This is a genomic window from Streptomyces ureilyticus, from assembly GCF_011045025.1.
Classification (GTDB): Bacteria; Actinomycetota; Actinomycetes; order Streptomycetales; family Streptomycetaceae; genus Streptomyces; species Streptomyces ureilyticus.
On sequence record NZ_JAAKZX010000024.1, the window covers coordinates 20403 to 44215 of the forward strand.

The window sequence follows — 23813 nt, forward strand, 5'->3', positions numbered from 1 at the left end:
AAAGCTTCGGCTTCCGCTCGGGCCGACTGCGACTGTCGGGCTGAGAGGCTGAAAAGTCGAGCAGGTGGACTGGACGGCGACCCCTAGAACCTGATCCGGACAATGCCGGCGCAGGGAGCCCGTCTCGTAGGTCTTTTCTGTGCCCTGCGCCGGCAGCACCTCACACCGCCACACCCTCCACCTGAAGCGTCTGCACCGCGCCCGCCCCGAACGGCACCCGCAGCAGCTTGCCGCTGAGGTACGTGTCCGCGCGCTCTGTGTAGAGGTCGCCGCCCCCTGCGGTGACCGTGTTCCAGCGGCGGACCAGGCCGCCCGTGCCGCCGGTCACCGTGCCGAAGCGGGAGAGGTCGAACGTGAGTGTCTGGGCCGCGCCGGTGTTGACGGCCACGATGACCAGGCGTCGGGCCGCCGTGTCGAGGGCGGCCACCGCGTAGCCGACGCCTGTGTCGAGGATCGTCATGCCGGGGCGGATGTGGCGGCTGAACTGGGCCATCACGTAGTACTTGGTCTGGACGGCGCCGGCCTGGAGCGTGCTCTCGTTGTAATGGATCATCGCCCAGCCGACGGTCGGATCCATGACTTGCCAGTAGCACCAGGCCGTGGGGTGCAGCCAGCGGAAGTCCAGGCACAGGTTGCTCGCCATGGTGAGGCCGGTACCGTCACTGTCGCCGTACTCGGAGTTCCACAGCTGCTTGCGTGCCGTAGTGACAACGTCGGTGTAGAGGAGGTCGCGTCGGCCGCCGGAGCCCTGGTAGCCGTGCACGTTGACGCGGCCCACCAGCGCCTTGGTCGACGCGCTGAACGAGTTCCATGTCGTACGCGCCAGGTCGTAGCTGGTCTCGTCAGAGGCGGAGATCCGCGTACCGGTCAGTCCGCGCTTGTCGAGTTCGCTGCGCAGGTGCGGGAGGACGGCCGACTGGACCGTGGCGTCCATGTGACAGCCCTCCTGCCGTCCGGTGGCCGTCCACCAGTCGGACGAGGGCTCGTTGAACGGGTCGACGCTCGCGAAGTTCACGCCCCAGTTGTTCTTCGCGTACAGGGCGGTGGCGGCCAGGTGGGAGGCGTGCTGGCGGTAGTTCCAGGACTGGAGGTTGTTGCCGCCGCCAGCGGCGCCCGAAGGGTTGTGGTTGAGGCACATCCACCACATCGGGGAGTTGGCGAAGAGTTCGCTGACCGCGCCGCGGCTGGTCGCCTTGACGAGCGCGGCGCGCTGGGCGGCGTCCGCGGACCACTTCCAGGCGGAGGACGCCGGGTCCTCGTTGTTCCAGTCCTGCCAGAAGCCCTCGATCTGCTTGAAGCGGGGGATGTTGGGCGAGGCCACCATGCTGTCGCCCTCCACGCTGTTCCAGCTGCACGCGCCGAGGTTGTAGCGGGCGATGTTCAGGCCCAGACCCGGCAGCGTACGGCCGTTGTAGGCAACGGACTTGGTGGTGAAGAAGGCGTCGGCGAAGTCGTCGCGCGCCCCGAACACGTTCGCCCACCAGGCCAGGGAGGTGCCCCAGCCGTCCCAACGCCCGTAGGTCGTACCGGGGTTGACCGCGATGGTCGCGTCGGCCCGTGCGGTGCCCGTCGCCAGGGCACCACCGAGGAACGTACCGCCCGCCGCAGCCAGCAGTGACCTGCGTCTGATCATGGAGAGCCCCTCTCCTGTCGCGTTCATGCCACGCGTCTGCTGAAGGATGAGGTGCGGCCATAGGGCTTGTCGAGAGTTATGACAGCGCTTTCCATCCGCAGACCGAGGCGGCCGCGAAGGGGGCTGTCGACGGCGGTGACTCCCGGGGCTCCTTCGTCGATACGACGGGTTGGCTGGGCTCGGGCGACCTCACGGACTCGGTCCATCCCCATGACCAGGTCACCGCGCGATCGCCGACAGGCGCTCACCGGTCATCGCGGCCAGGCTCGGCGCCTGACGAACAGGACAATGAGGTCAAGGAGCCCCAGGTCACAGCAATGCGCCACCCGTTCCGAAGGATGAGCGGGCGTTGCCAGAACGCCCTCCTGATGAGAATGATTCTCACGAGTAATTCTCCGGAGGAACGAACCGTGAATGTCACTCTCAATGTCTGGTTGCTGACCGTCGCAGCCCTGTGTGCGCTGATCGCCGTGGACTTCTTCATCGGGCGCAAGCCGCACGAGGTGTCGATCAAGGAGGCCGGCATCTGGTCGGCGGTGTGGATAGCCCTCGCCGTGGCCTTCGGGCTCGCTGTGGCGGTGTTCGGCGGTGGTCAGCCGGCCGGTGAGTTCTTCGCGGGATTCATCACGGAGAAGTCGCTGAGCGTCGACAACCTCTTCGTCTTCGTGCTGATCATGGCGAAGTTCTCGGTACCGGCCAAGTACCAGCAGCGGGTGCTGATGGTCGGTGTACTGGTGGCGCTGGTGCTGCGTACGATCTTCATCGCGGCCGGCGCGGCGATCATCTCGACGTTCTCCTGGGTCTTCTACATCTTCGGCGCCTTCCTGATCTGGACCGCCTGGAAGCTCGTCCAGGACGCCCGCCACGACCAGCACGAGGAGGAGTACGAGGAGAACAAGCTGCTCAAGGCCGTCGAGAAGCGCTTCGGCGTCGCCGACCGCTACCACGGCACCAAGCTGTTCATCGTGGAGAACGGCAAGCGCGTGATGACTCCGATGATGGTCGTCATGCTGGCGATCGGCTCCACGGACGTACTGTTCGCGCTGGACTCGATCCCCGCGATCTACGGTCTGACCGAGGATCCGTACATCGTCTTCACCGCCAACGCCTTCGCGCTGATGGGCCTGCGTCAGCTGTACTTCCTCATCGGCGGCCTGCTCAAGAGGCTGGTGCACCTCAGCTACGGCCTGTCGATCATCCTCGGCTTCATCGGCGTCAAGCTGGTGCTGCACGCCCTGCACGAGTCCGGCGTGCACGTGCCCGAGATCTCCATCCCGTTCTCGCTCGGTTTCATCGTCCTGGTCCTCGCCGTGACGACGGTGACCAGCCTGCGCGCCTCGAAGAAGCAGGCACTCGAGGAGGAAGCCGCGAAAGTGGCGGGGCGGAAGGCGGACGGCTCCGAGACCTCGGGTCAGCCGGACCACACGGCCTGATCCGGTACGCCCCCGGCCGCGCGCCGGAAGTCGCTTCCTTTGAGCCTTGCGACACCGAGGAGTGGTGAGTTGACGCTCAGCCACTCGCCGTCGTGCTTCTCGTACTCGAAGGCGTAGCGGGCCTGAAGGATGCGACGACTCGGTCAGCAACGCGGTGCCGGTGTCATGGGAATTCCTTGGGCGAACCGTGAATTCGTGGAACGAATTCCGCCTCCGGGCATTTTTTGTTCCCCCTGAGAGCCGGAAGATACAAACGGGACCGTCGAGTGAAACACCTCGGAAACGAGTCGACTTGAAGCTGTGGACCGCACTTCACGAGCTTGTCCTTCATGGGACGAGGAGGTCCATTTGTCCAGCGGTTCCAGTATTTTCCGACGTCGGATGGTGGCGGGCGCCGCCGCACTCGCGGCTGCCGTCGCGCTGTCCGCGTGCGGCGCCAAGACCGACGCGGGCGGCTCGTCCGACAAGGCGGCCAAGGCGGACACCAGCGGTGACACCGTCAAGGTCGGCCTGCTCAACTCGCTGTCCGGCACGATGGCGATCAGCGAGGTGACCGTACGCGATTCGCTGAAGCTGGCGATCGACGAGATCAACGCCAAGGGTGGTGTACTCGGCAAGAAGATCCAGCCGATCAGCGAGGACGGCGCCTCCGACTGGCCCACCTTCGCGGAAAAGGCGAGCAAGCTCATCCGCGAGGACCGGGTCGTGGCCACCTTCGGCTGCTGGACCTCCGCGAGCCGCAAAGCCGTGAAGCCCGTATTCGAGAAGAACAAGTCCCTGCTGTTCTATCCCGTTCAGTACGAGGGACTTGAGGAGTCCCCGTACATCTTCTATACGGGGGCCACCACCAACCAGCAGATCGTGCCGGCGCTGGACTACCTCAAGAACCAGGGTAAGAAGTCGATTTACCTCGTCGGTAGCGACTATGTCTTCCCGCGCACCGCCAACAAGATCATCAAGGCTTATGCGAAGGCCAACGGCATGAAGGTGCTCGGCGAGGACTACGCGCCGCTGGGCTCCACGGAGTTCAGCACGATCGCCAACAAGGTGAAGGCGTCGAAGGCCGACGCGGTCTTCAACACCCTCAACGGCGATTCAAATGTGGCCTTCTTCAAGGAGTACAAGTCGGCGGGCCTGACCGCCACCAGTATGCCGGTGGTCTCGGTGTCGATCGCCGAGGAAGAGGTCAAGTCGATCGGATCGCAGTATCTGGCGGGCCAGTTGACGGCCTGGAACTACTACCAGACGACCGCGGGCGCGGCGAACACCGAGTTCGTGAAGGCGTACAAGGCCAAGTACGGCCAGGGCAAGCCGACCAGCGACCCGATGGAGGCGGCGTACACCTCGGTCTATCTGTGGAAGGCGATGGTGGAGAAGGCCGGTTCCTTCGACCCGGAGAAGGTCAAGGCGGCCTCGGACGGCATCACCTTCGACGCCCCTGAGGGCAAGGTCACCGTCGACGGGGCGTCCCAGCACATCTACAAGACCGCCCGGATCGGCAAGATCGGCACGGACGGGCTGATCGAGCAGGTGTGGGACTCCGGCAAGGCGATCAAGCCGGATCCGTATCTGAAGGGCTACGACTGGGCCTCCGGCCTCTCCTGACGATCCCTGTCTGTCCGCCACGCGGGGCCCCGCTTCGAGGAGTTGAAGACTTCGAAGCGGGTGCCCCGTGCCCCGCCGCCGTCTCCCGGAGCCGCCGTATGACCGTGATCCTCGGTCAGACCTTCACCGGCATCAGCATCGGTGCCGTCCTGCTGCTCATCGCGCTCGGTCTCTCGCTCACCTTCGGCCAGATGAACGTCATCAACATGGCCCACGGCGAGTTCATCATGGCCGGCGCCTACACCACGTACGTCCTCCAGAAGTCCATCACCAGCGCCGGTCTGTCGCTGCTCATCGCGCTGCCCGTCGCCTTCCTGGTCGCGGGAGCGCTCGGCGCGCTGCTGGAGTGGCTGCTGATCCGCCGCCTGTATCTGCGTCCGCTCGACACGCTGCTCGTCACCTGGGGCGTCTCGCTGATGCTCCAGCAGCTCGCCCGGGACATCTTCGGCGCGCCGAACGTGCAGACCCGTGCGCCCGACCTGCTCACCGGGAACATCACGCTCATCGGCGGCGACGATCCGCTCACGGTCGCCAACAGCCGTCTGTTCATTCTGGGGTTGGCGATCGCGGCGGTCGTCGCGCTGTCGCTGACGCTGCGGATGACCTCGCTGGGCCGCCGGATCCGCGGTGTTGTACAGAACCGCGACCTGGCCGAGGTGTCCGGGATCTCCACCGAACGCGTGGACCGGACGGCCTTCTTCATCGGTTCCGGACTGGCCGGAGTCGCGGGCGTCGCGCTGACGCTGGTCGGTCCGATCGGTCCCACGATGGGCACCAACATCATCATCGACGCGTTCCTGGTGATCGTGGTCGGCGGCATCGGGCAGCTCAAGGGCACCGTGATCGTCGCCTTTGTGCTGGGCGTCCTGCAGTCCGTCCTCGAGTACTCCACCACCGTCAGCGTCGCGAAGGTGCTCGTCCTCGTGGGCATCGTCGCCTTCCTCCAGTGGCGGCCCCAAGGGCTGTACACCCTGCGTACGAGGAGCCTCGTATGACCGACTCTCGTATGCCTCTTCTCACTCGTATCCCCCTGGTCAAGGGACACTCCGCGCGGGCGCGCGCAGGTTTCGCCGCGGCCGCCGTGGCCCTCTTCGGGTTGGCGCCACTGGCCCTCTCCGACTTCCGGCTCGGGCTGCTCGCCAAGTACCTGTGCACCGCGATGGTCGCGGTCGGCATCTGCCTGGCATGGGGGCGCGGCGGGCTGCTCACGCTCGGACAGGGTGTCTTCTTCGGGCTCGGCGGCTACGCCATGGCGATGCACCTGAAGATCGCCGACGCCGGGCCCGGCAACCTCCCCGACTTCATGCAGTTGTACGGCACGGCCACCGAACTCCCTTGGTGGTGGCAGCCGTTCGCCAACCCGCTCTTCGCGCTCGCCGCGACCGTACTGCTGCCGATGCTGGTCGCCGCGCTGCTCGGTTCGTTCATCTTCCGCCGCCGGGTCAAGGGCGCGTACTTCGCGATCCTCAGCCAGGCGCTCACCGCGGCCTTCGCGATCTGGCTCATCGGCCAGCAGGCCACCACCGGCGGCACCAACGGACTCACCGACATCCAGGGCTTCTTCGGCTACGACCTCAACGACCCCGTCAACCAGCGGATGGTCTACTTCGTCATCGCCGCCGCCCTGCTGCTCCTGATGGCGCTCGCCCGGCAGCTGATCCACAGCCGGTACGGCGAACTCCTCGTCGCCGTACGGGACTCGGAGGAACGGGTGCGCTTCCTCGGGTACGACCCGGCGAACGTGAAGCTCGTCGCATACGTCGTGGCAGCGGGCATGGCGGGACTGGCGGGCGCACTGTTCGTCCCGGCCGTCGGCATCATCTCGCCCGCGATGATCGGGATCGTGCCGTCCATCGAGTTCGTCATCGGCGCGGCGGTCGGCGGCCGGGCGAGTCTGGTCGGCGCGGTCCTGGGCGCGATCGGGGTCGCCTGGGCCAAGACGGCGCTGTCGGAGGAGTTCCCGGCGGCCTGGACGTACTTCCAGGGGCTGCTGTTCATCGTGGCCCTGGCGTTCCTGCCGGGCGGTCTGGCCTCGCTGGTGGGGATGGTACGGCGGCGCAGGGCGGCACGTGCGAGTGAGGAACCGTCACCCGCCCTTCCTGTGGGAGAAGCAGCATGAGTGAGCTCTCGGGTCTTCGGATACGGCAACTGCGGGTGTCATTCGACGGGTTCAAGGCCGTCGACGGCGTGGACCTGGACGTACAGCCGGGCGATCTGCGCTTCCTCATCGGGCCGAACGGGGCGGGCAAGACGACGCTCGTCGACGCGGTCACCGGTCTGGTGAAGGCGGAGGGTTCGGTGCTCTTCGGGGACGAGGAGTTGCTCGGGCGCAGCGTCCACAAGATCGCCCGGTCGGGCATCGGCCGTACGTTCCAGACGGCCACGGTCTTCGAGGAGTTGACCGTCCTTCAGAACCTGGACATCGCGGCGGGCGCAGGACGCGGGATGCTGACGATGCTGCGGCGCCGCAAGGACGTTCCGGAGTCCGTCGCGCGGGCCTTGGAGACGGTGGGGCTCGCGGAGCTGGCCGACAGTCCGGCCGGGACCCTCGCGCACGGGCAGAAACAGTGGCTGGAGATCGGCATGCTGCTCGTGCAGGACGTACGGCTGCTGCTGCTCGACGAGCCGGTCGCGGGGATGAGCCATGACGAACGGCAGGCCACCGGCGAGCTGTTGGAGCGGATCAGCGAGGAGCGGACCGTGGTCGTCATCGAGCACGACATGGACTTCATGCGGTCCTTCGCGCGCAGCGTCAGCGTGCTGCACGCGGGCAAGGTGCTGAGCGAGGGAACGGTGGCCGAGGTGCAGGCGGATCGCAGGGTGCAGGAGGTGTACCTCGGGCACGCCGCCGCCGGGGACGTACTCGACACCGCGGCGGCCCCTGCTGCCGTACAGGAGGCGTGATGCTGGAGATCGACGACGTCCGTGTCGGCTACCACCGCAGCACCGTCCTGCACGGGGTGTCCGTCGAGGTCCCGAAGGACGGCGTGGCCGCCGTGCTCGGGCACAACGGCGCCGGCAAGAGCACCCTGCTGCGGGCGGCCGTCGGGCTGCTCACCCCGTCGAGCGGCACTGTTCGCTTCGACGGCGAGGACGTCACGCGCCGCAAACCGCATGAGCGTGTGGCGCGCGGCATGGCGTACGTACCGCAGGGTCAGCAGGCTTTCCCGCATCTCACGACCGCCGAGAACCTTCAGCTGGTGGCGGACGGGCGCAAGCGCGGAAAGGCGGCGATCGCGGAGGCGCTGGACCTGTTCCCGGCGCTGCGGGCGCTGTCGAACCGGCGGGCCGGGTTGCTCTCGGGCGGTCAGCGGCAGCAGCTCGCCATTGCCCGCGCGCTGGTGACCGAGCCACGGTTGCTGCTCCTGGACGAGCCGACCGAGGGCATCCAGCCGTCGGTCGTGGCCGAGATCGAGGAGACGATCCTCGCGCTGGCCGCCCGCGGCGGGCTCTCGGTGCTCCTGGTCGAGCAGCACGTGGGCTTCGCGATGCGGGCGGCGCAGCGGTACTTCGTCCTGGAGGCCGGGCGGGTCACCTCGTCCGGTGCGGGCGGGAAGGAGTCGGTGGCGGCGGTGCGGGAGGCGCTCAGCGTGTGAGTTCCCTCCGGCGACGGTCGAGGAACGCACGTTCCGCCGCGCTCTCGGTGAGCGCGATGGCCGCCTCGTACTCCCGTACGGCCTCCGTGTCGCGGCCCAGGCGGCGCAGCAGGTCGGCGCGGACGGCGTGGAGGACGCGGTAGTCGTCGAGGTCGAGGGCATCCACGAGGCCGAGCGCCTGCCGCGGGCCCTCGGTCTCGGCCACGGCGACGGCCCGGTTCAGGGCCACGACCGGGCTCGGGGCCAGAGCCAGGAGCTGGTCGTAGAGGCGCCGGATCTGATTCCAGTCCGTGGCGTCTCCGGTCGGAGCCTCACTGTGGACGGCCTGGATGGCGGCCTGGATCTGGTATGGGCCCGGTTGGTTCCGGCGCAGGCAGCGGCGGACGAGTTCCTGCCCCTCGGCGATCAGGTCACGGTCCCAGCGGGCACGGTCCTGATCCAGCAGGGGCACCAGCACGCCGTCGTCGTCCCGCCGGACGTCCCGGCGCGACTCGATCAGGAGCATCAGCGCGAGCAGGCCGGTGGCCTCGGGCTCGTCCGGCATGAGCTCGGCGAGGAGGCGGCCGAGACGCAGAGCCTCGGCGCACAACTCCTCCGCACCCTCGTACCCCTGGTTGAAGATCAGGTAGACGACGGCCAGCACTCCGGTGAGCCGGTCCGGTAGGTCGGCGTCGCGCGGCACCCGGTACGGGATTCCGGCGTTGCGGATCTTCGCCTTGGCCCGGACGAGTCTCTGTGCCATCGTCGGCTCGGGCACAAGGAAGGCGCGCGCGATCTGGGCCGTGGTCAGCCCGCCGAGCAGCCGCAGAGTCAGGGCGACCCGGGCCTGGAGAGCGAGGGCGGGGTGGCAGCAGGTGAAGACGAGGCGGAGCCGGTCGTCGCGCACGGGGCCCTCCTCGGGCGGTGCGTCCGGGGCGTGCAGCAGGGTGGCCTCGGCATGCCTGGCCTCCCGGGAGGACTCACGGCGCAGCCGGTCGATCGCCCGGTTGCGGGCGGTCGTGATGATCCATCCGGCCGGGCTGGGCGGCACACCGGTCTCCGGCCAGCGCAGCACGGCCGTGGTGAAGGCGTCCTGGACCGCTTCCTCGGCGAGGTCGATGTCGCCGAGGAAGCGGACGAGGACGGCGACGGCGCGGCCGTACTCCGCGCGGAACACGGCCTCGATGTCCGTGGTCATCCGTCGGCTTCGCCCATGAAGGGCCGCACCTCGATCGGCAGGGTCGTCGCCAGGGCCGCCTTGCGTCCCCACTCCAGGGCCGCGTCCAGGTCGGGCGCCTTGATGAGGCAGATCCCGCCGAGCATCTCCTTGCCCTCGGCATACGGGCCGTCGGTGATCAGGACGTCACCATCGCGAGGCCGCAGCACAGTGGAGGACTCCGAGCCGTGCAGTCCCCCGGCGAACACCCAGGCATCTGCCTCCCGCAGCTCCTGGTGGAAGACGTCGAGGTTCTTGCCGATCTCCTCGAGGACCTCGGGGGCGGGCGTGCCCCCGACCGGTTGCATCACGCTGAGCAGGTAGTACTTCATCACGGCCTCCTTGGCGTCGTGGTGTCCTTCCACCTCCTACACGAACGACACACCCCCGATTCGACACCCCGCGCCGCCCGGCCGCGAGAATTTCTCGTTGGCGTTCAGCGCATCCGCTTGAAGCCGAGCAGGGTCCGGTCCGCGGGTATCCGCGCCAGAATGTCAGCCACTGTTGCTTCCTCCCCTCCGGCCCCGCCGACCACTACACATAAAGAACAAATAAGCGCAGAATGAACGTAGGCGGCTCTTACCGCATACCGCACCAGAGCGGTCGGGCCTGCAGAGAGCAAAGGAGACGAGTCATGGCCGACGTCTCACGCACCCGAGGTGACATCACCACTCACCCAGACGTAGGCGAAATGCGGGATCGATATGCCCGCATGCTTGGTGGTCGCGATGTGGCGCTCGTGGACGGACCGGTGTTCCTGCTCGGTCTGTACTGTGCCGCATCCCCGTGGATTCTCCACTTCACTACAAGCCAGCCCGCACTCGTGACGCACAACCTCATCATGGGCATCGCGATAGGCCTGCTGGCACTCGGATTCACCAGAGCTCCGGAGCGGATGTACGGCCTGAGCTGGGCGATGTCCGCCATAGGTGTGTGGCTGATCATCTCGCCATGGATCGTGGGCGAGAGCCCCGACGCGGGCGTCATAGTCAGCAACATCATCATCGGCGGTCTCGCCGTCGTGCTGGGGTTCGTGTGCGCGGCCGCATCGGCGAAGAGCACACCGAAGGCGTAGGAGCAGGCGCTGGAGGGCGTCTGCACGGAGGAGGGAAATCGGCCGGCCCGCACGTACACGTCGCGGGCCGGTCTCCGTGTGAAGCCTCCGTACAGGCCCGCGTCTCAGGCGACGCCGGGTCACCGACTTTCGCCCTTGGCCGCCCACGCGGCGTGCGGCATGATCCACGCATGGACATCCGACCGTCGCTTGCCCTGCCGCCACAACTTCGCCTCGAAGGGGAAGGGATCCGGCTTCGCGAGTGGTCGGAGGACGATGTGCTCGCTCTGGTCGAGCTGTACGACGACCCGGAGATGGCCCGCTGGACGCCCGTGGCCTCGCCGTTCGACATCGCGGCGGCTCATACGTATCTCGCCGAGGCGTTCGCGGCGCGTGCTCAGGGGCGCAAGGTGCAGCTCGCGATCACCACGGACGGTGTCGTTCCGCGCGGTGAGGTCCTGCTGTTCCGCAACCAGAAAGACGAACGGGACGTCGAACTCGCCTACGGCGTCGGCGCCGCCCACCGCGGTCGGGGCCTGGCCTCCAAAGCCGTACGCCTCGTATCGGACTACGCCCTGCGCCACACCGGCGCCCGGCGCCTGGTCCTGTGCATCGAGGAGGGCAACACGGCAAGCAGGGCGGTCGCGCAGGCCACCGGCTTCGCCCTCGTCGACACCGACCCGGTGCTGCGCATGTCGAGGGGACGAGAGGTCCCTCTGCAGACCTGGGCGCGCACGAACCATACGGGTGGCTCGTAGACGGAGCCGGGAGTGCACTCACCGTCACGGGGCACTCATGGCAGTAGGGAGTATGACGAAAAGGGGCTGAGATGGAGATCTCGGGCATCATCAGTGCCATCGTGATCGGCATCATCATTGGTGTGCTGGGCCGGCTCGTCGTTCCGGGCCGTCAGCGCATCGGCGTTCTGTGGACCATTCTGGTCGGTATCGCGGCCGCGCTCGTCGGATCGGGCATCGCCTCGGCGTTCGACGTGGCGGAGACCGAAGGGGTGGACTGGGTCGAGTGGCTGATCCAGATCGGCCTCGCGGCGGTGGGCGTCGCGGCCCTGGACCGGTCCAAGGCACGCCGCTGACACCAACGGTCTGCCGCACAGAACCAGCGCAAAACCTGTTGCACGCCGGTCCCCGTCACGGTTGGCTCCTGCGGGATTGATGGACTTCACCACCCGTAGCCCACCGTGACGGAGACCACGTGCCGCCTCGCATCACCGCGCTCACCGACCCCGAACCCACCCCGTCCAGCCGGCGGCGGGCCTGGCTCGCGGCCGACGACGAGGGGATGCCGGTCGGGTCCGCCTTTCTGCGGCTCTTCGTGAAGGAGGGGCAGCGGCATCTCGCGGAGCTCGAAGTCGCCGTACACCGGGCCGAACGGCGCCGGGGCGTGGGGACCGCGCTGCTGGACGCTGCCGTCGCGACGGCACGGCAAGAGGGGCGCCGGTCGGTCCTCGCGCAGGCCGAGGAGGGCTCGGCGGGCGATCTGTTCCTGGCGGCGCGCGGCTTCCGCCGGGTGCTGACGCTGACGTACGCCCGGCTGCCGCTGGCCGACGCCGACCTCACCCGGATCGACGCGATCACCGAACAGGCGCATGACGGCTACCGGTTGACCGAGTGGGAGGGAACCGTGCCGCCCGAACTGGCGCGCACGTACGCCGAGTCGCGGCGGGCCATGGACGACATGCCGATGGAGGGAACCGACTACGGCACGGTGGTGTGGGACGTGGAACGCGTGGTGTCGGCGGCCGAGGCGATCGCCAAGCGCGGCGATCTGCTGCACACCGTCGCCGTGGTGGACACGAGGGACGGTGCGGTGGTCGGTTTCACCGAGCTGGTCGTGCCCGGCGACGGACGGGGCGACGCTCAGCACTACGGAACCGCCGTACTCCCCGAGCACCGGGTACACGGCCTCGCCCGGTGGATGAAGGCCCACTCGATCCGCCTGGCCCGCCGACGCCACCCGGAGCTCGGCGCCCTGCTCACCGACACGGTGGACAGCAACACGCCCATGCGCCGCGTCAACGACTCCCTCGGCTATGTGCCGACGCGCAAGGCCGTGGAGTGCCAACTCGATCTGTGAGACGGCGACGTGTCACGGCTCTCACCGCCTCACGGCCCTCACCGGCCTCGCGGCACCCACCCGCGAAGGGTGTCAGCGCGGGTCGTACACGTACGGCGTCGTCGTGGTCAGCGGTACGAAGCCGAGTCGACCGAGGATGGGGCGGCTCTGGTCGGAGGCGTCGACCTGGAGGTAGCGGTAGCCGCGGTCGGCGGCGATGCGGGCCCGGTGGGCGACGAGGACGCGGTAGATGCCGCGGCCACGCCAGGCGGGGACGGTGCCGCCGCCCCACAGACCCGCGAACCGGGCGCCCGGTGTGAGCTCCATGCGGGCCGAGCTCACCGGCACGTCACCGGCGATGGCCACGACGGCGACGACCGTGTCCGGGTCCGCGTCGAGCTGGGCCAGCAGCTGGTGGCGAAGCGGGGAGCTGTCCGTGCCGAAGGCCTGCTCGTGTACGTCCACCATGAGGTCGACGCCCGCGCGGTCGGTGACGGGGCGGAGTTCGATGCCCTCCGGCGGCTCGGCATCGAGGCGGAGCTCGCCGCACTCGGCGATCATCAGCGTCTCCTCCGGCTCGGGGGTGAACCCCGCCGCGCGAAGCCGCCCGCCCAGGTCCGCCGGCCGGTCGTGCCCGTACAGCTTCCACTCGAACCCGCGGCCGAGGCCTGTGAAGTACCGCACCTGCTCGGTGATCACCGCGTCCACGTCGGTCCCTTCGAGCTGAGACCAGAGGACGCCGCTCCAGCCCTGCTCGGCTCCGACCTGCCGCACGACCGAACCGGCACGATCCACCACGGCCCCCGGGCCGTCGGGCCGCGCGCCATCGCGCATGTCCCGGTCGAACAGGGCCAGTACCTCCGCATGATCCATACCGGCACGACACCACGGTCGGCCCGGCCGGGCAACGGAATTACCTGACCTCCGGAGGCGGTCTTCGACCGGGCGGAGCCAGGGGACACGGTTTCAGCCAGCTGTGTCTGCCGAGCCAGAAGTGAACGTCTCACACGACCGCGCCGTATGTGACAGTGGCGGGCGGGAGGAATCAGTTTCACGTAGTCGAGGCTTGGAGACATGGTGGCGCAGGACTTGTCGGCCCCCGCACCCGTGGCGGTGTCGGAGCCGCCGCCCAGATCGCCGGCCAAGCCTCCGCAGGCCCGTCGGGACCCGTACTTCGACAACGCGAAGTACCTCACCATCGTGCTGGTGTGCTGTGGTCACGCCTGGGAGCCGCTGACGCACAGCGGCAGGTTCGCGACAGCGGCGTATCTGGTCGTCTACGCGTTCCACATGCCCGCGTTCGCGCTGATCTCCGGCTATTTCTCGCGGAGTTTCGACATGGCGCCGGGCCGGGTGCGCAGGCTGCTGACGGGGGTCGTCGTGCCGTATCTCGTCTTCGAGTGCGCGTACACGATCTTCTACCGCTGGGCGCAGGACGACTGGACGTATCCGTTCAGCCTGCTGGATCCCTGGTATGTGATGTGGTTCCTGGTCGCGCTGTTCATCTGGCGGCTGACCACTCCCGTGTGGCTGGCTCTGCGTCGTCCGGTGCCGATCGCGGTGGGGCTCGCGGTGTTCGCCTCGGTCTCGCCGGATCTCGGCGGGGACATCTCGATCCAGCGGACCCTGCAATTCCTGCCGTTCTTCGTGCTCGGCCTCACGCTCCGCGCCGAGCACTTCGAGCGGCTGCGTACGCGGCGCGTGCGGCTGATCGCGCTGCCGGTGGGCGTGGCCGCGTGCGGGGTGGCGTACGCGGTGGCGCCCTGGTTCGACGCCAAGTGGTTCTACCACCGCAGCAGCGTCGCCAGCCAGGGTGTACCGCACTGGGCGGGCCTGATCACCACGCCGGCGCTGCTCGCCGTGGCACTGGTGCTGACCGTCTGCTTCCTGGCCTGGGTGCCGAGGCGGCATATGTGGTTCACGGCGCTGGGTGCGGGCACGATGTACGGCTACCTGCTGCACGGCTTCATCATCAAGTCGTCCCGCTTCTTCGACTGGTACGACCGCCCGTGGTTGCATTCCCCGCTTGGTGAGCTGGCGGTCACGGTGGCCGCCGTCGGTCTCATCACGTTCCTGTGTTCCTGGCCGGTCCGCTCCGTCTTCCGCTTCGTCGTCGAGCCGCGCATGGCGTGGGCCTTCGGCGAGCCGAGAGACGCCTCGGGGAAGGCCACAGCGCCCACAGAGGCCACAGCACCGACGCGCTGAGCGCGACGCGCGCAGGATAAACGCCCTGCGCGCGTCGCGCTCGCCCAGAGGCGTGGTCGGAGGTGGGCCCTTATCGTGAGCCAGGGGGAATCCCCGGTCCTGGACCGGGGCGTCCCTGGAGGGTTCCCATGCTGTTCACGCACCACCGCTGCGCTTTCGCCGGCGCTGTGACGCTGGTCCTGCTGGGAGTCGCGTTGCCGCCACAGGCTCTGCTGGGAGCCGGGGTGCGGACGGTGACCGCGGCCGACCGGCCCGATCAACCCGGGCTGTCCCGCTTCTACGACCAGAAGATCGACTGGACCAAGTGCGAGGACGCCGGGATGGGAGTGCCCGAGGATCTGCAGTGCGGCAAGGTGACCGTTCCGCTCGACTACGCGAAACCTGGTGGCGAAACGCTCGACATAGCCATGGCCCGCTTCAGGGCGACGGGCGAGTCCAGGGGTTCCGTACTGCTGAACTTCGGCGGCCCCGGCGCCTCGGGGGTCAGTGAACTCACCGCCGGCGGCGACGACTTCATGGGCCTGACGAACGGCTACGACGTCGTGACCTTCGACCCGCGCGGCGTCGGCAGAAGCTCGCCGGTCAGCTGCGGCGAAGGAATCGGGCCAACCTCCGATCCGACGGACGCCCCCACCGAGGACACCCAACCGGACAGCGACAATCCGCAGGCCGCGCTGAAGCTGCTCAGGAAGTCCGCCGACGCCTGCGCCAAGCATTCCGGGCCCGTGCTGCCGCACATAGGCACGGTCAACGTCTCCCGGGACCTGGACATCATGCGCGATGCCCTCGGCGACAAGAAGCTCAACTACCTCGGTTTCTCGTACGGAACACGGCTGGGTGCGGTCTACGCGGCCCAGTTCCCGGACCGGACCGGCCGGTTGGTGCTCGACGGCGTGGACACCCTCACCGAGCCGCTCAGTGAGCAGGCCCTCGCCAACACCGAGGGACTGCAGACCGCGCTGGAGGACTTCCTCACCTGGTGCACCGACGACATCAGCTGCGCGTTCGGCCAGGATCCGCGCACGGCAAGGGAGGAGATGGTCGACCTGGTCCGCTCGCTGGACGAGAATCCCCTGCCGACGGAGTTCGGCGCCCCCTTCTCCGGCCAGGACCTCGCGGGCGCCCTCGGACAGGCCCTCTACAGCAAGGAGTTGTGGCCGGCCCTCTCGCAGGCGCTCAGATCGCTGATCGAGGACGGTGACCCCCGAGGGCTCCTGCGGTTCAGCGGCGGCGGCATCACGGCGCCCCGCAACGGCGGGCTCGTCGACGAGGCGGACATCCCCATGGACAACCTCCAGTCCGCGCTCACAGCCATCAACTGCGCGGACGACCCCGACCGCCCCACCGCCGCCCGGATCACCAGAAATCTCGACCGGCTGCGCGCCGAGTACGAGGAGGCCTCACCGGTCTTCGGCCGCTCCCGGCTCACCCAGGTGCTCATGTGCTACGGCCGCCCCAAGGGCACCGACTTCATCCGCGAGGACGTACGCGACGTGGACACCCCGAAGATGCTCCTCGTCGGCACCCGCGGCGACCCCGCGACCCCGTACCGCTGGACGGTGGAGACCGCGAAGCGGCTCGGCCGGTCGGCCGTGGTGCTCGACAACAAGGGCGAGGGCCACACGGGGTACGGTTCGTCGAAGTGCGTGCACGAGAAGGTCGACGACTTCCTGCTGTACGGCTCGCTCGCGGACGCCGGGAGCTCCTGCGGGGCCGAGGAGCCACCGCCTTCCTGACCACGGACCACTGCCGGCCACGGCACGGCCCCGTACATATGCCCCACATCTCTCGTCCGGGGCACGGCATCGACACCCGCTCAAACACTCGTCGAACACGCGCTTGAAGGAGTCCGGGCCTACTGTCATAACTCCACCAACTCGCCTACTCCATCTACGACTTGGTGGATCTCCCACGTAATCGATTCGTCCGAGTCGAGCCCTCCGAGTGGACGTAGGCATATGCCACAGGCACCAGTGCATCGCGTCTTGCCAAATCCCTTACAGCGCGTCGCGGGCTGTGCAAGAGTCGTAACGGTCCTTCCCTCAGCCTTGGTCGTACCGGGCCTGTATCGGAGTACGTCATGCCGTCCCATCTCTCGGCGGACCACCCAGCCGCCCAGCCGCCCCCACGCGGCTCGGTCGACGCGCTGATCTCGCAGACGCGTCGGCTGCGCGGCGACGTGGACGCCGTGCGGCGTGACGCACAGCAAGACGACACAGACCCCGAAGGGCGCTGGCAGCGCGCGCTGTACAACCTCGCCCTGCACCAACTGAACGATCTGGACGAGCACTTGGCGCAGTTGCGGGACGGCCCGCCGCCGGTGCCCGCGACACCGGACGCGGCGGCTCCCGTCGTACGGACCGTGCCCCCGGCCCCCCGGCCCAGCTCGCTGCTCAGCCGGGTCGGCAGCGCCGAGTGGAACCTGCTGACCGACGAGGCGAGCTGGTCCGGCGAGCTCTACCAGATCCTCGGCCGCGACCCCGCCGCTCCCGCGCTGACCCTCGACGAACTGCCGTCCGTGGTGCTCGACGAGGACCGGCCGAGGCTGACGGTGATGGTGACGGACTGCCTCATCGACGCCAAGCCGATCGACGGGGAGTTCCGTATCGTGCACCCGGACGGCGGCGTACGGACCGTGCACATGATGGGCGAGCCCGTGCTCGCAGCCGACGGCAGCACCGCCTCGATGTGGGCCGTGCTGCGGGACGTCAGCGAACTGCGCCGCAGCCAGCGGACGGTGCGCGAGACCCGTGACTCGCTGCAACGCCAACGGCACATCGCGCAGACCGAGCACCGGCTCGCGGTCGAGCTGCAGGAGGCTGTGCTGCCGCCGTGGCGCGGCTCCCTGCGGCTCCCGCAACAAGGGGCGCCGGCCCTGGATGTGGCCGCCCGTTATCTGCCTGCCTCGACGAGCGCGCTGATCGGCGGCGACTGGTACGACGCCCTCGAACTGCCGGGCGGCGAAACGATGTTGAGCGTCGGTGAACTCACCGGGCACGGCACCACCGTCACCTCGGGCATGGCGATGCTCCTCGGCGCGGTGCGCGGAATGGCCATGGCGGGCAGCGAACCCCGCCAACTCATGGCCTGGCTCAACCAGTTACTGGACGCCTCGGTCCAGCCGGCCCTCGGCAGCGCCATGTGCTGCCGCTACCGGCCCGACACCCGCACGCTCCTCTGGGCGCAGGCGGGACACCCCGCCCCCCTGCTGTTCCGCAACGGGACGGGGCGCGCGCTCGCGCCGCCCGACGGTGTCCTGCTCGGCGCCACCTCGGGCGCCGCCTACGGGCAGGCCGAAGAGCCGCTCGAACCGGGCGACCTGCTGCTCCTGCACACCGATGGACTGGTCCCCGGGCGCAGTCGCGCCGCGACAGTGGACCGCCTCCTCGACCTGGCCCCCCGCTTCGGCGAGGCCCGCTCCGCACAGGACTGCGTACGGACGGTCGTAGAGGAGTTCGGCGAGCGGGAACGCGAGGACGACGCCTGCGTACTCATCGCCAGAGTCACCAACTGACCACGCGTACACATGCGTTCAGTTCACCGCGCACGGCTCCCTATGCCCGTGCGCTGTTGCCACCCCGGGTGTTCGGGCCCTTGGGCAGCGACAGTTTGATCTCCTCACGCAGTTCCTGGATCTTCGGATAGCTGGAGTACTGACCCGTCAGCCGGTACATCTCACGCAGCCGGTCCCATGTGCGATGGGATGAGTTCGAGCCCATCGAGGTCAGGGCCAGGCGTGCGTACCGGTCGGCCTGTTCGGGGTCGTCGGCGATGAAGCAGGCGGACGCGAGCGAGATGTGGTCGAAGATCTGCGACCGGTCCCTGCCCTTCTCGCGCAGCTTGAGCGCCTCCTTCGCGTGGCGCTGCGCGACGGCGGCAGCCGCCGGTTCGTGCTCCGCGAGCGTCCGGTAGGCCAGGGCCTGCATTCCGTGCAGGTCCGCCTCGTCGAAGAGCTGCATCCAGCTGGGCGCCGGTACGTCGTCCTTGTCCGAGACGAAGAGTTCCTCCGCCTCGCCGAGGGTGCGCCGCATGGCCTGGCCCCTGCCCAGCGAGGCCTGAGCCCAGGCTTCGATGGTGTAGAGCATGGCCCTGGTGCGCGGCAGCACCTCGTCACCGGAGCCCGACTTGGCGAGCTTCATGAGGTCGAGTGCGTCGTCGGGCCGCCCCAGGTGCACCATCTGGCGTGCGGCGCGGGAGAGCGCCTCGCCGGCACGGGGCCGGTCACCGCCCTCACGGGCGGCGTGGGCGGCGATGACGAAGTACTTCTGGGCCGTGGGCTCCAGGCCGACGTCGTGCGACATCCAGCCCGCGAGGACGGCGAGGTTGGCGGCGACGCCCCACAGGCGCCGCTGGAGATGGTCGGGGTGTCGGTAGGCGAGCATGCCGCCCACTTCGTTGAGCTGTCCCACGACAGCCTTGCGTTGCAGCCCGCCGCCGCGGGCCGCGTCCCAGGCCCGGAACACCTCGACCGAGCGCTCCAGTTCCTCGATCTCCTGTGACCCGATGGGGGCGGCCTCATAGCGGTCGTACCCGGCGGGGTCGGCGTGCAGGGGGTCGTGGATTACGGGAGCGTCGGCCGAAAGAGCCGGGTCGGAGTGCAGCCAGTCGTGCATGGCGCTGCTGAGTGCGGATCCTGCGGCGAGCGCGGCGCCCGCGCCCACCAAGCCGCGTCGGTTGAGCATGAGGTCCATTCCCGTGAATTCGGTGAGGACCGCGGCAGTCTGCTCGGGCGTCCACGGCACTCCGTCGGGATGTTCCGCACTCCCGCCGCCCGGCCGTTTCCCCGTACGCCCGTGCCGGACCAGACCGAGGTCCTCGATGGTCACGACACGGCCGAGACGCTCGGTGAACAGCGCTGCCAGCACCCGCGGCACGGGATCGCGCGGGATCTCTCCCATGTCGATCCAGCGCCGCACCCGCGAGGTGTCGGTCGCCAGCTGGGGGTGGCCCATGGCCGCCGCCTGCCGGTTGACCATCCGCGCGAGCTCGCCCTTGGACCAGCCGGCCAGGCCGAACAGATCCGCCAGACGGGTGTTGGGTTGTCCGCTCACGTCAAGCCCCCAGGTTCTCGGCTGAGTTGACAGTAACCCCGTGTCAGTTGCTGCGGGACTATTCGCCAGGGTTCGCCAGGGTGCGCCAGATGGTGTGCCAGTGCGCATCGGGTGTCGGGTAGGAACGCGCCACCCCGACCCGGTCGCCGTAGGGACATTCCCCAGGGTGCACCGAGGCGGCCGGGGCGGGTAGCGCAGTAACTCGCAGGCACACGAAGGGATCCGTATCACCCATGTACGCAGCATCGTCCTCCGTGTCCGCCCCGCCCCGGTCGCTGCGCCCGCGTCCACAGGCTCCTCGAGCTGGGGAGTCGCCGAGGGCGGGCGGCGGCCCTTATCTGGACCCCGCGCGTCAGGGGTCACCCGTGCTCGGCGCCGGCCGCACGCAGCGCGTACCAGGGGTCGGCACCCAACCCCTCAGCGGGAGACTGGACTTGTCCGGCCCTCAGGGCGCGCAGCTGCGCACGGCGATCGCCTCGGTGCACCGGATCTGTCCGGAGTTCGCTCCGGTGCAGGTGCTGCGCCGCAGCGGCCGAGCGGTGCTCCTCGTCGGAACGACAGGACGCAGCACCGCAGTCGCCAAGTGCTTACTGGACCATTCTCCAGTCTGGGCCGAGCGGATCCGCCATGAAATAGCGGCATACCGCTCGTTCGTGCGGCACCGGCCTCCGGTACGGGTGCCACGGCTGATCGCGGCGGATCCGGACAACTGCACGCTGGTGATCGAGCGGATGCCCGGACGGGTGGCGGCACTGCAGCGGCATCCGGCGGAGGCCCCGCCGCGCGCGGACATCAGGGCGGCGTTGGGCGCGGTCTGCCGGCTCAACTCGTGGCGCCCGCCGGCCGGGGCGTTCGACACCCCGCTGGACTACGCGGCGCGGATCTCCCGGTATCACGAGCTGGGGCTGCTCACCGACCGGGACATGGGCGATCTGCAGAAGCTCGTGCACGGCATCGCGCACTCGGCGGGGCGCCAAGGGATGGGCCAGTTCTGCCACGGTGACGCCTTGCTGTCGAACATCCTGATCTCACCGGCCGGTCCAGTGCTGGTGGACTGGGAGCACGCGGGCTGGTATCTGCCGGGCTACGACCTGGCGACGCTCTGGTCCGTCCTCGGCGACGCCCCGGTGGCCCGCCGGCAGATCAGCCAGCTCGCACAGCAGGCGGGGCCCGCAGCACGGGACGCGTTCCTGGTGAACCTGATGCTCGTACTGACCCGTGAGATCCGTACGTACGAGACGGCCGTGCAGCGTTCGATGCACGAGGCGACCCCGGTGCCACCGGGACCCGCCCACCCGGGTGCCGCACCGTCCGGCGAGGAACAGCGGCTGCTGCTCAGGCGGCTGCACGACGATTGCCAGCTGGCGCGCAGGGCGGTTCGGGCGGCGGTGGGCACGCGCTGAACGGGGGACGCAGTCCGCGGTGGCCTGGGCTCAGGCCACCGCGGACTGCGTCATGGGTGCGGCCGCTTGTCCAGCAATCGCTGAGCGCACTTGCTGAAGTCAGGTGCAGGGCAGCGCCCCGTCAGGGGCGCGGGGCTGTGACATTTGCGGCTCCGCCGCGATGGGGTCACCCCGCTCGAGCGAAGCCGAGAGTCGGGGAGCAACCAGCCCCAACAGACCCGCAGTCGACCGAACTCCCAGCGAGCGCTCAGCCTTCCTCGCCCCAGACATACCGCCGCCCAGCAACCGCTTTGAACGTCGTCTCGCCGCCCGGCAACAGGTCACTGCGGACAGTGAGCCGCCGCGTCCGCGACGCGACCAGCGCGACGCGAGTCGCGCGCCCATCGACCCAGTCGATATCGACCGTGGCGCCGCCGCGGGCCCGCAGGCCGCGGACCGAGCCCTCCGGCCAGATGGCGGGCACTGCAGGCAGTACCTCAATCGCGTCGTACTGGCTCTGCAGCAGCATCTCGACCATCCCGGAGGTGGCCCCGAAGTTGCCGTCGATCTGGAACGGCGGATGGGTGTCCCAGAGGTTCGGCAGGGTCGAGAACTTGAGCTGTTCGCCGAGCATCTTGTGGGCGTGATCGCCGTCGCGCAGCCGCGCCCAAAAATTGATCTTCCAGGCCTTGGACCAGCCGGTGCCGCCGTCGCCGCGTGCCGTGAGCGACACCTTCGCGGCGTCGGCCCACTTGGTGCCGGGCTCGATCTGCCGCCCGGGGTGCAGGGCGTAGAGATGCGAGACATGCCGATGGTCGTCGTCCGGGTCGTCCAAGTCGGCCTTCCACTCCTGGAGTTGGCCCCAGGAGCCGATGCGCAGACCGGGGTCCAGCTCGGCCAGTGTCTTCTCGAGTGACCGGCGGAAGGCGGGCGAGTCGCCCAGGATCCCGGCCGCTTCAAGGGTGTTGCTCAGCAGGTCGTACACGATCTGCTGCGACATGGCGGCGCCGGCCGTGAAGTCGCCGTGCTCGGGCGAGTAGCTGGGCGTGACGACGAGCGTGCCGTCGCGCGGATCGGTGCGCAGATTGTCGAGCCAGAACTCGGCGGCCTCCTTCATCACCGGGTACGCGGTCCTGCGGAGGTAGTCCGTGGAGCCGCCGAACCGGTAGTGCTCGTACATCTGCCCTGTGAGCCACGCCGCCGCCTCGGGGAACCAGAAGGCGGTTGCCCAGTCGTGCACGCCGGTGAAGCCGTAGGGGTTGGTCTCGTTGTGCACGACCCAGCCGCGCGAGCCGAACATCTCCTTGGCGGTTCGGCGCCCGGGTGCGCGCAGGGATTCGACGAAGCGGTCGTACGGGGCCGTCGTCTCGGCGAGGTTCGCGGCCTCGGCGAGCCAGTAGTTCATCTGGATGTTGATGTTGGTGTGGTAGTCCGCCGACCACGGGGGCGAGGTGCTGTGGTTCCAGACGCCCTGGAGGTTGGCAGGCAGCGAGCCGGGGCGCGAGGAGGCGATGAGGAGGTAGCGGCCGTACTGGAAGTAGAGAGCTTCCAGGGCGCGGTCCGCGGTGCTCGCTCCGCCGGTGTAGTTCGCCAGAAGCCGGTTCGTGGGCACATCGGCGGGGACGCTCTGGCCGATGTCCAGGGTGACCCGGTCGTACAGGGCGCGATGGGCGCGGAGATGGCGGGCGAGCAATGACTGGTAGCGCTCGCCGGCGGCCTTGTCAGTGGTCCGGGTGACGGCGGCGTGCGGGTCCTTGCCGCGGTACTCGGGGTACGTGTCGGCGTAGTCCGTGCCCGCGGCCAGCACGAACCAGGCGCTGTCGGCCCCCGTCACGGTGATCGTGCCGTCGGCGTTCGAGGTGACGGTGCCGCCTTCGCTGCGTACCTGGACCTGGGTCTCGAAGCGCAGCCCGTTGTCCTTGAGCGCGCCGCGCACCGTGAGCCGCCCGTCCGCCGCGGTGGCCGTGAAGTCGCTGCGGGGAGAGGTGTAGCGGAGAGTGAAGGTGACCTTGCCGGGGCGGTCCGCGGTCAGCCGTCCCACGATCACGCCATCGGGGTAGGAGGCGAAGAACTCCCTTTGGTAGCCGACCTGTTGGTGCGTGTAGCCGACCTTCGCGACGGCACTGGAGATGTCGAGTTCCCGGCGGTACGAGTCCGGCGGGGACGCGGGCGCGTCCGGGATGTCGAGGTACACGTCGCCGAAGGTCTGATAGGCGCCGTATCCGACGCGCGACTGCCCCAGCTCGTCGGCAACGCGCTCCGGGTCGAGTCTGGTTTTCGCGTCGAGCTCGTCCTGTACGGCGGTGATCGCGCCCGGCCGTGCCTCGCGCCAGTTGCCGTGGTCGTAGCCCTGGGCCGATCCCGGGCCGCCGGTCCACAGGGTCTTCTCGTTGAACTGAAGCCGCTCGGAGGTGAGCGTGCCGAATACCGTGGCACCCAGGGCGCCGTTGCCGATGGGCAGGGCCTCGCGTTCCCAGTCGGCGGCCGGTGAGGCGTACCACAGCACCATCGACTCCTCGCGCGATACATCGGAGGAATCGGCGGCGGCCACTCCACCGGTGACGAGGCCCCCGCCCAGAGCGAGAC

General features: G+C 68.9%; 20 protein-coding genes. 14 read left to right on the top strand and 6 right to left on the bottom strand.

The window, feature by feature from the left end; genetic code table 11:
- Positions 1–160: 160 nt before the first annotated feature.
- Positions 161–1633 (bottom strand): glycoside hydrolase, encoded by a 1473-nt coding sequence (locus G6048_RS10615; protein ID WP_165339231.1) that lies wholly within the window; start codon positions 1631–1633, stop codon positions 161–163.
- Positions 1634–2043: 410 nt separating this feature from the next.
- On the opposite strand from G6048_RS10615, the gene G6048_RS10620 reads away from it, so the two are divergent.
- The 6 genes from G6048_RS10620 (at position 2044) to urtE (ending at position 8267) form a co-directional block, all read left to right on the top strand.
- Positions 2044–3066 (top strand): TerC family protein, encoded by a 1023-nt coding sequence (locus G6048_RS10620; RefSeq protein ID WP_165339232.1) that lies wholly within the window; start codon positions 2044–2046, stop codon positions 3064–3066.
- Between the two features lie 381 nt (positions 3067–3447).
- The gene (gene urtA / locus G6048_RS10625) at positions 3448–4671 is read left to right on the top strand and encodes an urea ABC transporter substrate-binding protein (RefSeq protein ID WP_165339271.1); all 1224 of its coding nucleotides are present in this window, start codon (positions 3448–3450) and stop codon (positions 4669–4671) included.
- A 98-nt stretch (positions 4672–4769) separates the two neighbouring features.
- Complete coding sequence (gene urtB, locus G6048_RS10630; protein WP_165339233.1) at positions 4770–5666, top strand: urea ABC transporter permease subunit UrtB; 897 nt, start codon at positions 4770–4772, stop codon at positions 5664–5666.
- Positions 5663–6790, top strand: a complete 1128-nt coding sequence (gene urtC, locus G6048_RS10635; RefSeq protein WP_235989589.1) for an urea ABC transporter permease subunit UrtC — start codon at positions 5663–5665, stop codon at positions 6788–6790. The genes urtB and urtC overlap by 4 nt, the downstream gene beginning before the upstream one ends.
- A complete protein-coding gene (gene urtD, locus G6048_RS10640) occupies positions 6787–7575 on the top strand; it encodes an urea ABC transporter ATP-binding protein UrtD (RefSeq protein WP_165339234.1) in 789 nt (262 codons plus the stop codon). Before urtC ends, urtD begins: the two co-directional genes overlap by 4 nt.
- Positions 7575–8267: an urea ABC transporter ATP-binding subunit UrtE gene (gene urtE / locus G6048_RS10645; RefSeq protein ID WP_165339235.1), complete on the top strand. Its 693-nt coding sequence runs from the start codon at positions 7575–7577 to the stop codon at positions 8265–8267. The genes urtD and urtE overlap by 1 nt, the downstream gene beginning before the upstream one ends.
- On the opposite strand, the gene G6048_RS10650 is transcribed toward urtE, so the two are convergent.
- A complete protein-coding gene (locus G6048_RS10650) occupies positions 8257–9444 on the bottom strand; it encodes an RNA polymerase sigma factor (protein WP_165339236.1) in 1188 nt (395 codons plus the stop codon). The genes urtE and G6048_RS10650 overlap by 11 nt on opposite strands.
- Positions 9441–9794, bottom strand: a complete 354-nt coding sequence (locus G6048_RS10655) for a YciI family protein (RefSeq protein WP_165339237.1) — start codon at positions 9792–9794, stop codon at positions 9441–9443. The genes G6048_RS10650 and G6048_RS10655 overlap by 4 nt, the downstream gene beginning before the upstream one ends.
- A gap of 302 nt (positions 9795–10096) precedes the next feature.
- On the opposite strand from G6048_RS10655, the gene G6048_RS10660 reads away from it, so the two are divergent.
- The 4 genes from G6048_RS10660 to G6048_RS10675 all read left to right on the top strand — a co-directional run bounded on the left by G6048_RS10660 (position 10097) and on the right by G6048_RS10675 (position 12610).
- Positions 10097–10537, top strand: coding sequence for an SPW repeat protein (locus tag G6048_RS10660; RefSeq protein WP_165339238.1), 441 nt, complete (start codon positions 10097–10099; stop codon positions 10535–10537).
- Between the two features lie 170 nt (positions 10538–10707).
- A complete protein-coding gene (locus G6048_RS10665; RefSeq protein ID WP_165339239.1) occupies positions 10708–11274 on the top strand; it encodes a GNAT family N-acetyltransferase in 567 nt (188 codons plus the stop codon).
- Positions 11275–11345: 71 nt separating this feature from the next.
- Entirely contained in the window at positions 11346–11609 is a 264-nt protein-coding gene (locus tag G6048_RS10670) for a GlsB/YeaQ/YmgE family stress response membrane protein (protein ID WP_165339240.1), read from the top strand.
- A 119-nt stretch (positions 11610–11728) separates the two neighbouring features.
- Positions 11729–12610: a GNAT family N-acetyltransferase gene (locus G6048_RS10675; protein ID WP_165339241.1), complete on the top strand. Its 882-nt coding sequence runs from the start codon at positions 11729–11731 to the stop codon at positions 12608–12610.
- Positions 12611–12682: 72 nt separating this feature from the next.
- Here the strand turns inward: G6048_RS10675 and G6048_RS10680 are convergent, their stop codons facing one another.
- Positions 12683–13462 carry a GNAT family N-acetyltransferase gene (locus G6048_RS10680; protein ID WP_165339242.1) on the bottom strand — a complete coding sequence of 260 codons (780 nt, stop codon included), beginning with the start codon at positions 13460–13462 and terminating at the stop codon, positions 12683–12685.
- 201 nt (positions 13463–13663) lie between these two features.
- Between G6048_RS10680 and G6048_RS10685 the strand changes: the two genes are divergently transcribed.
- From G6048_RS10685 to G6048_RS10695, 3 genes are all read left to right on the top strand, one after another.
- Entirely contained in the window at positions 13664–14794 is a 1131-nt protein-coding gene (locus G6048_RS10685; RefSeq protein WP_165339243.1) for an acyltransferase family protein, read from the top strand.
- Between the two features lie 128 nt (positions 14795–14922).
- A complete protein-coding gene (locus tag G6048_RS10690; protein ID WP_165339244.1) occupies positions 14923–16530 on the top strand; it encodes an alpha/beta hydrolase in 1608 nt (535 codons plus the stop codon).
- Positions 16531–16874: 344 nt separating this feature from the next.
- On the top strand, positions 16875–18308 hold the full coding sequence (locus G6048_RS10695) for a PP2C family protein-serine/threonine phosphatase (protein ID WP_165339245.1): 1434 nt from the start codon (positions 16875–16877) through the stop codon (positions 18306–18308).
- A 40-nt stretch (positions 18309–18348) separates the two neighbouring features.
- On the opposite strand, the gene G6048_RS10700 is transcribed toward G6048_RS10695, so the two are convergent.
- Positions 18349–19845 (bottom strand): DNA-binding protein NsdB, encoded by a 1497-nt coding sequence (locus G6048_RS10700; RefSeq protein ID WP_165339246.1) that lies wholly within the window; start codon positions 19843–19845, stop codon positions 18349–18351.
- Between the two features lie 233 nt (positions 19846–20078).
- Here G6048_RS10700 and G6048_RS10705 point away from each other — a divergent pair, with 233 nt between their 5' ends.
- A complete protein-coding gene (locus tag G6048_RS10705) occupies positions 20079–21248 on the top strand; it encodes an aminoglycoside phosphotransferase family protein (RefSeq protein WP_165339247.1) in 1170 nt (389 codons plus the stop codon).
- 247 nt (positions 21249–21495) lie between these two features.
- On the opposite strand, the gene G6048_RS10710 is transcribed toward G6048_RS10705, so the two are convergent.
- Positions 21496–23733, bottom strand: coding sequence for a glycoside hydrolase family 95 protein (locus tag G6048_RS10710; RefSeq protein ID WP_165339273.1), 2238 nt, complete (start codon positions 23731–23733; stop codon positions 21496–21498).
- Positions 23734–23813 lie beyond the last annotated feature (80 nt).

Excerpts from the sequence above, each read along its gene's own strand:
- G6048_RS10615 (WP_165339231.1), bottom strand. The coding sequence starts at position 1,633 with ATGATCAGACGCAGGTCACTGCTGGCTGCGGCGGGCGGTACGTTCCTC.
- urtA (WP_165339271.1), top strand. The coding sequence starts at position 3,448 with ATGGTGGCGGGCGCCGCCGCACTCGCGGCTGCCGTCGCGCTGTCCGCG.
- urtB (WP_165339233.1), top strand. The coding sequence starts at position 4,770 with ATGACCGTGATCCTCGGTCAGACCTTCACCGGCATCAGCATCGGTGCC.
- urtC (WP_235989589.1), top strand. The coding sequence starts at position 5,663 with ATGACCGACTCTCGTATGCCTCTTCTCACTCGTATCCCCCTGGTCAAG.
- urtD (WP_165339234.1), top strand. The coding sequence starts at position 6,787 with ATGAGTGAGCTCTCGGGTCTTCGGATACGGCAACTGCGGGTGTCATTC.
- urtE (WP_165339235.1), top strand. The coding sequence starts at position 7,575 with ATGCTGGAGATCGACGACGTCCGTGTCGGCTACCACCGCAGCACCGTC.
- G6048_RS10650 (WP_165339236.1), bottom strand. The coding sequence starts at position 9,444 with ATGACCACGGACATCGAGGCCGTGTTCCGCGCGGAGTACGGCCGCGCC.
- G6048_RS10655 (WP_165339237.1), bottom strand. The coding sequence starts at position 9,794 with ATGAAGTACTACCTGCTCAGCGTGATGCAACCGGTCGGGGGCACGCCC.
- G6048_RS10660 (WP_165339238.1), top strand. The coding sequence starts at position 10,097 with ATGGCCGACGTCTCACGCACCCGAGGTGACATCACCACTCACCCAGAC.
- G6048_RS10665 (WP_165339239.1), top strand. The coding sequence starts at position 10,708 with ATGGACATCCGACCGTCGCTTGCCCTGCCGCCACAACTTCGCCTCGAA.
- G6048_RS10670 (WP_165339240.1), top strand. The coding sequence starts at position 11,346 with ATGGAGATCTCGGGCATCATCAGTGCCATCGTGATCGGCATCATCATT.
- G6048_RS10680 (WP_165339242.1), bottom strand. The coding sequence starts at position 13,462 with ATGGATCATGCGGAGGTACTGGCCCTGTTCGACCGGGACATGCGCGAT.
- G6048_RS10685 (WP_165339243.1), top strand. The coding sequence starts at position 13,664 with ATGGTGGCGCAGGACTTGTCGGCCCCCGCACCCGTGGCGGTGTCGGAG.
- G6048_RS10690 (WP_165339244.1), top strand. The coding sequence starts at position 14,923 with ATGCTGTTCACGCACCACCGCTGCGCTTTCGCCGGCGCTGTGACGCTG.
- G6048_RS10695 (WP_165339245.1), top strand. The coding sequence starts at position 16,875 with ATGCCGTCCCATCTCTCGGCGGACCACCCAGCCGCCCAGCCGCCCCCA.
- G6048_RS10705 (WP_165339247.1), top strand. The coding sequence starts at position 20,079 with ATGTACGCAGCATCGTCCTCCGTGTCCGCCCCGCCCCGGTCGCTGCGC.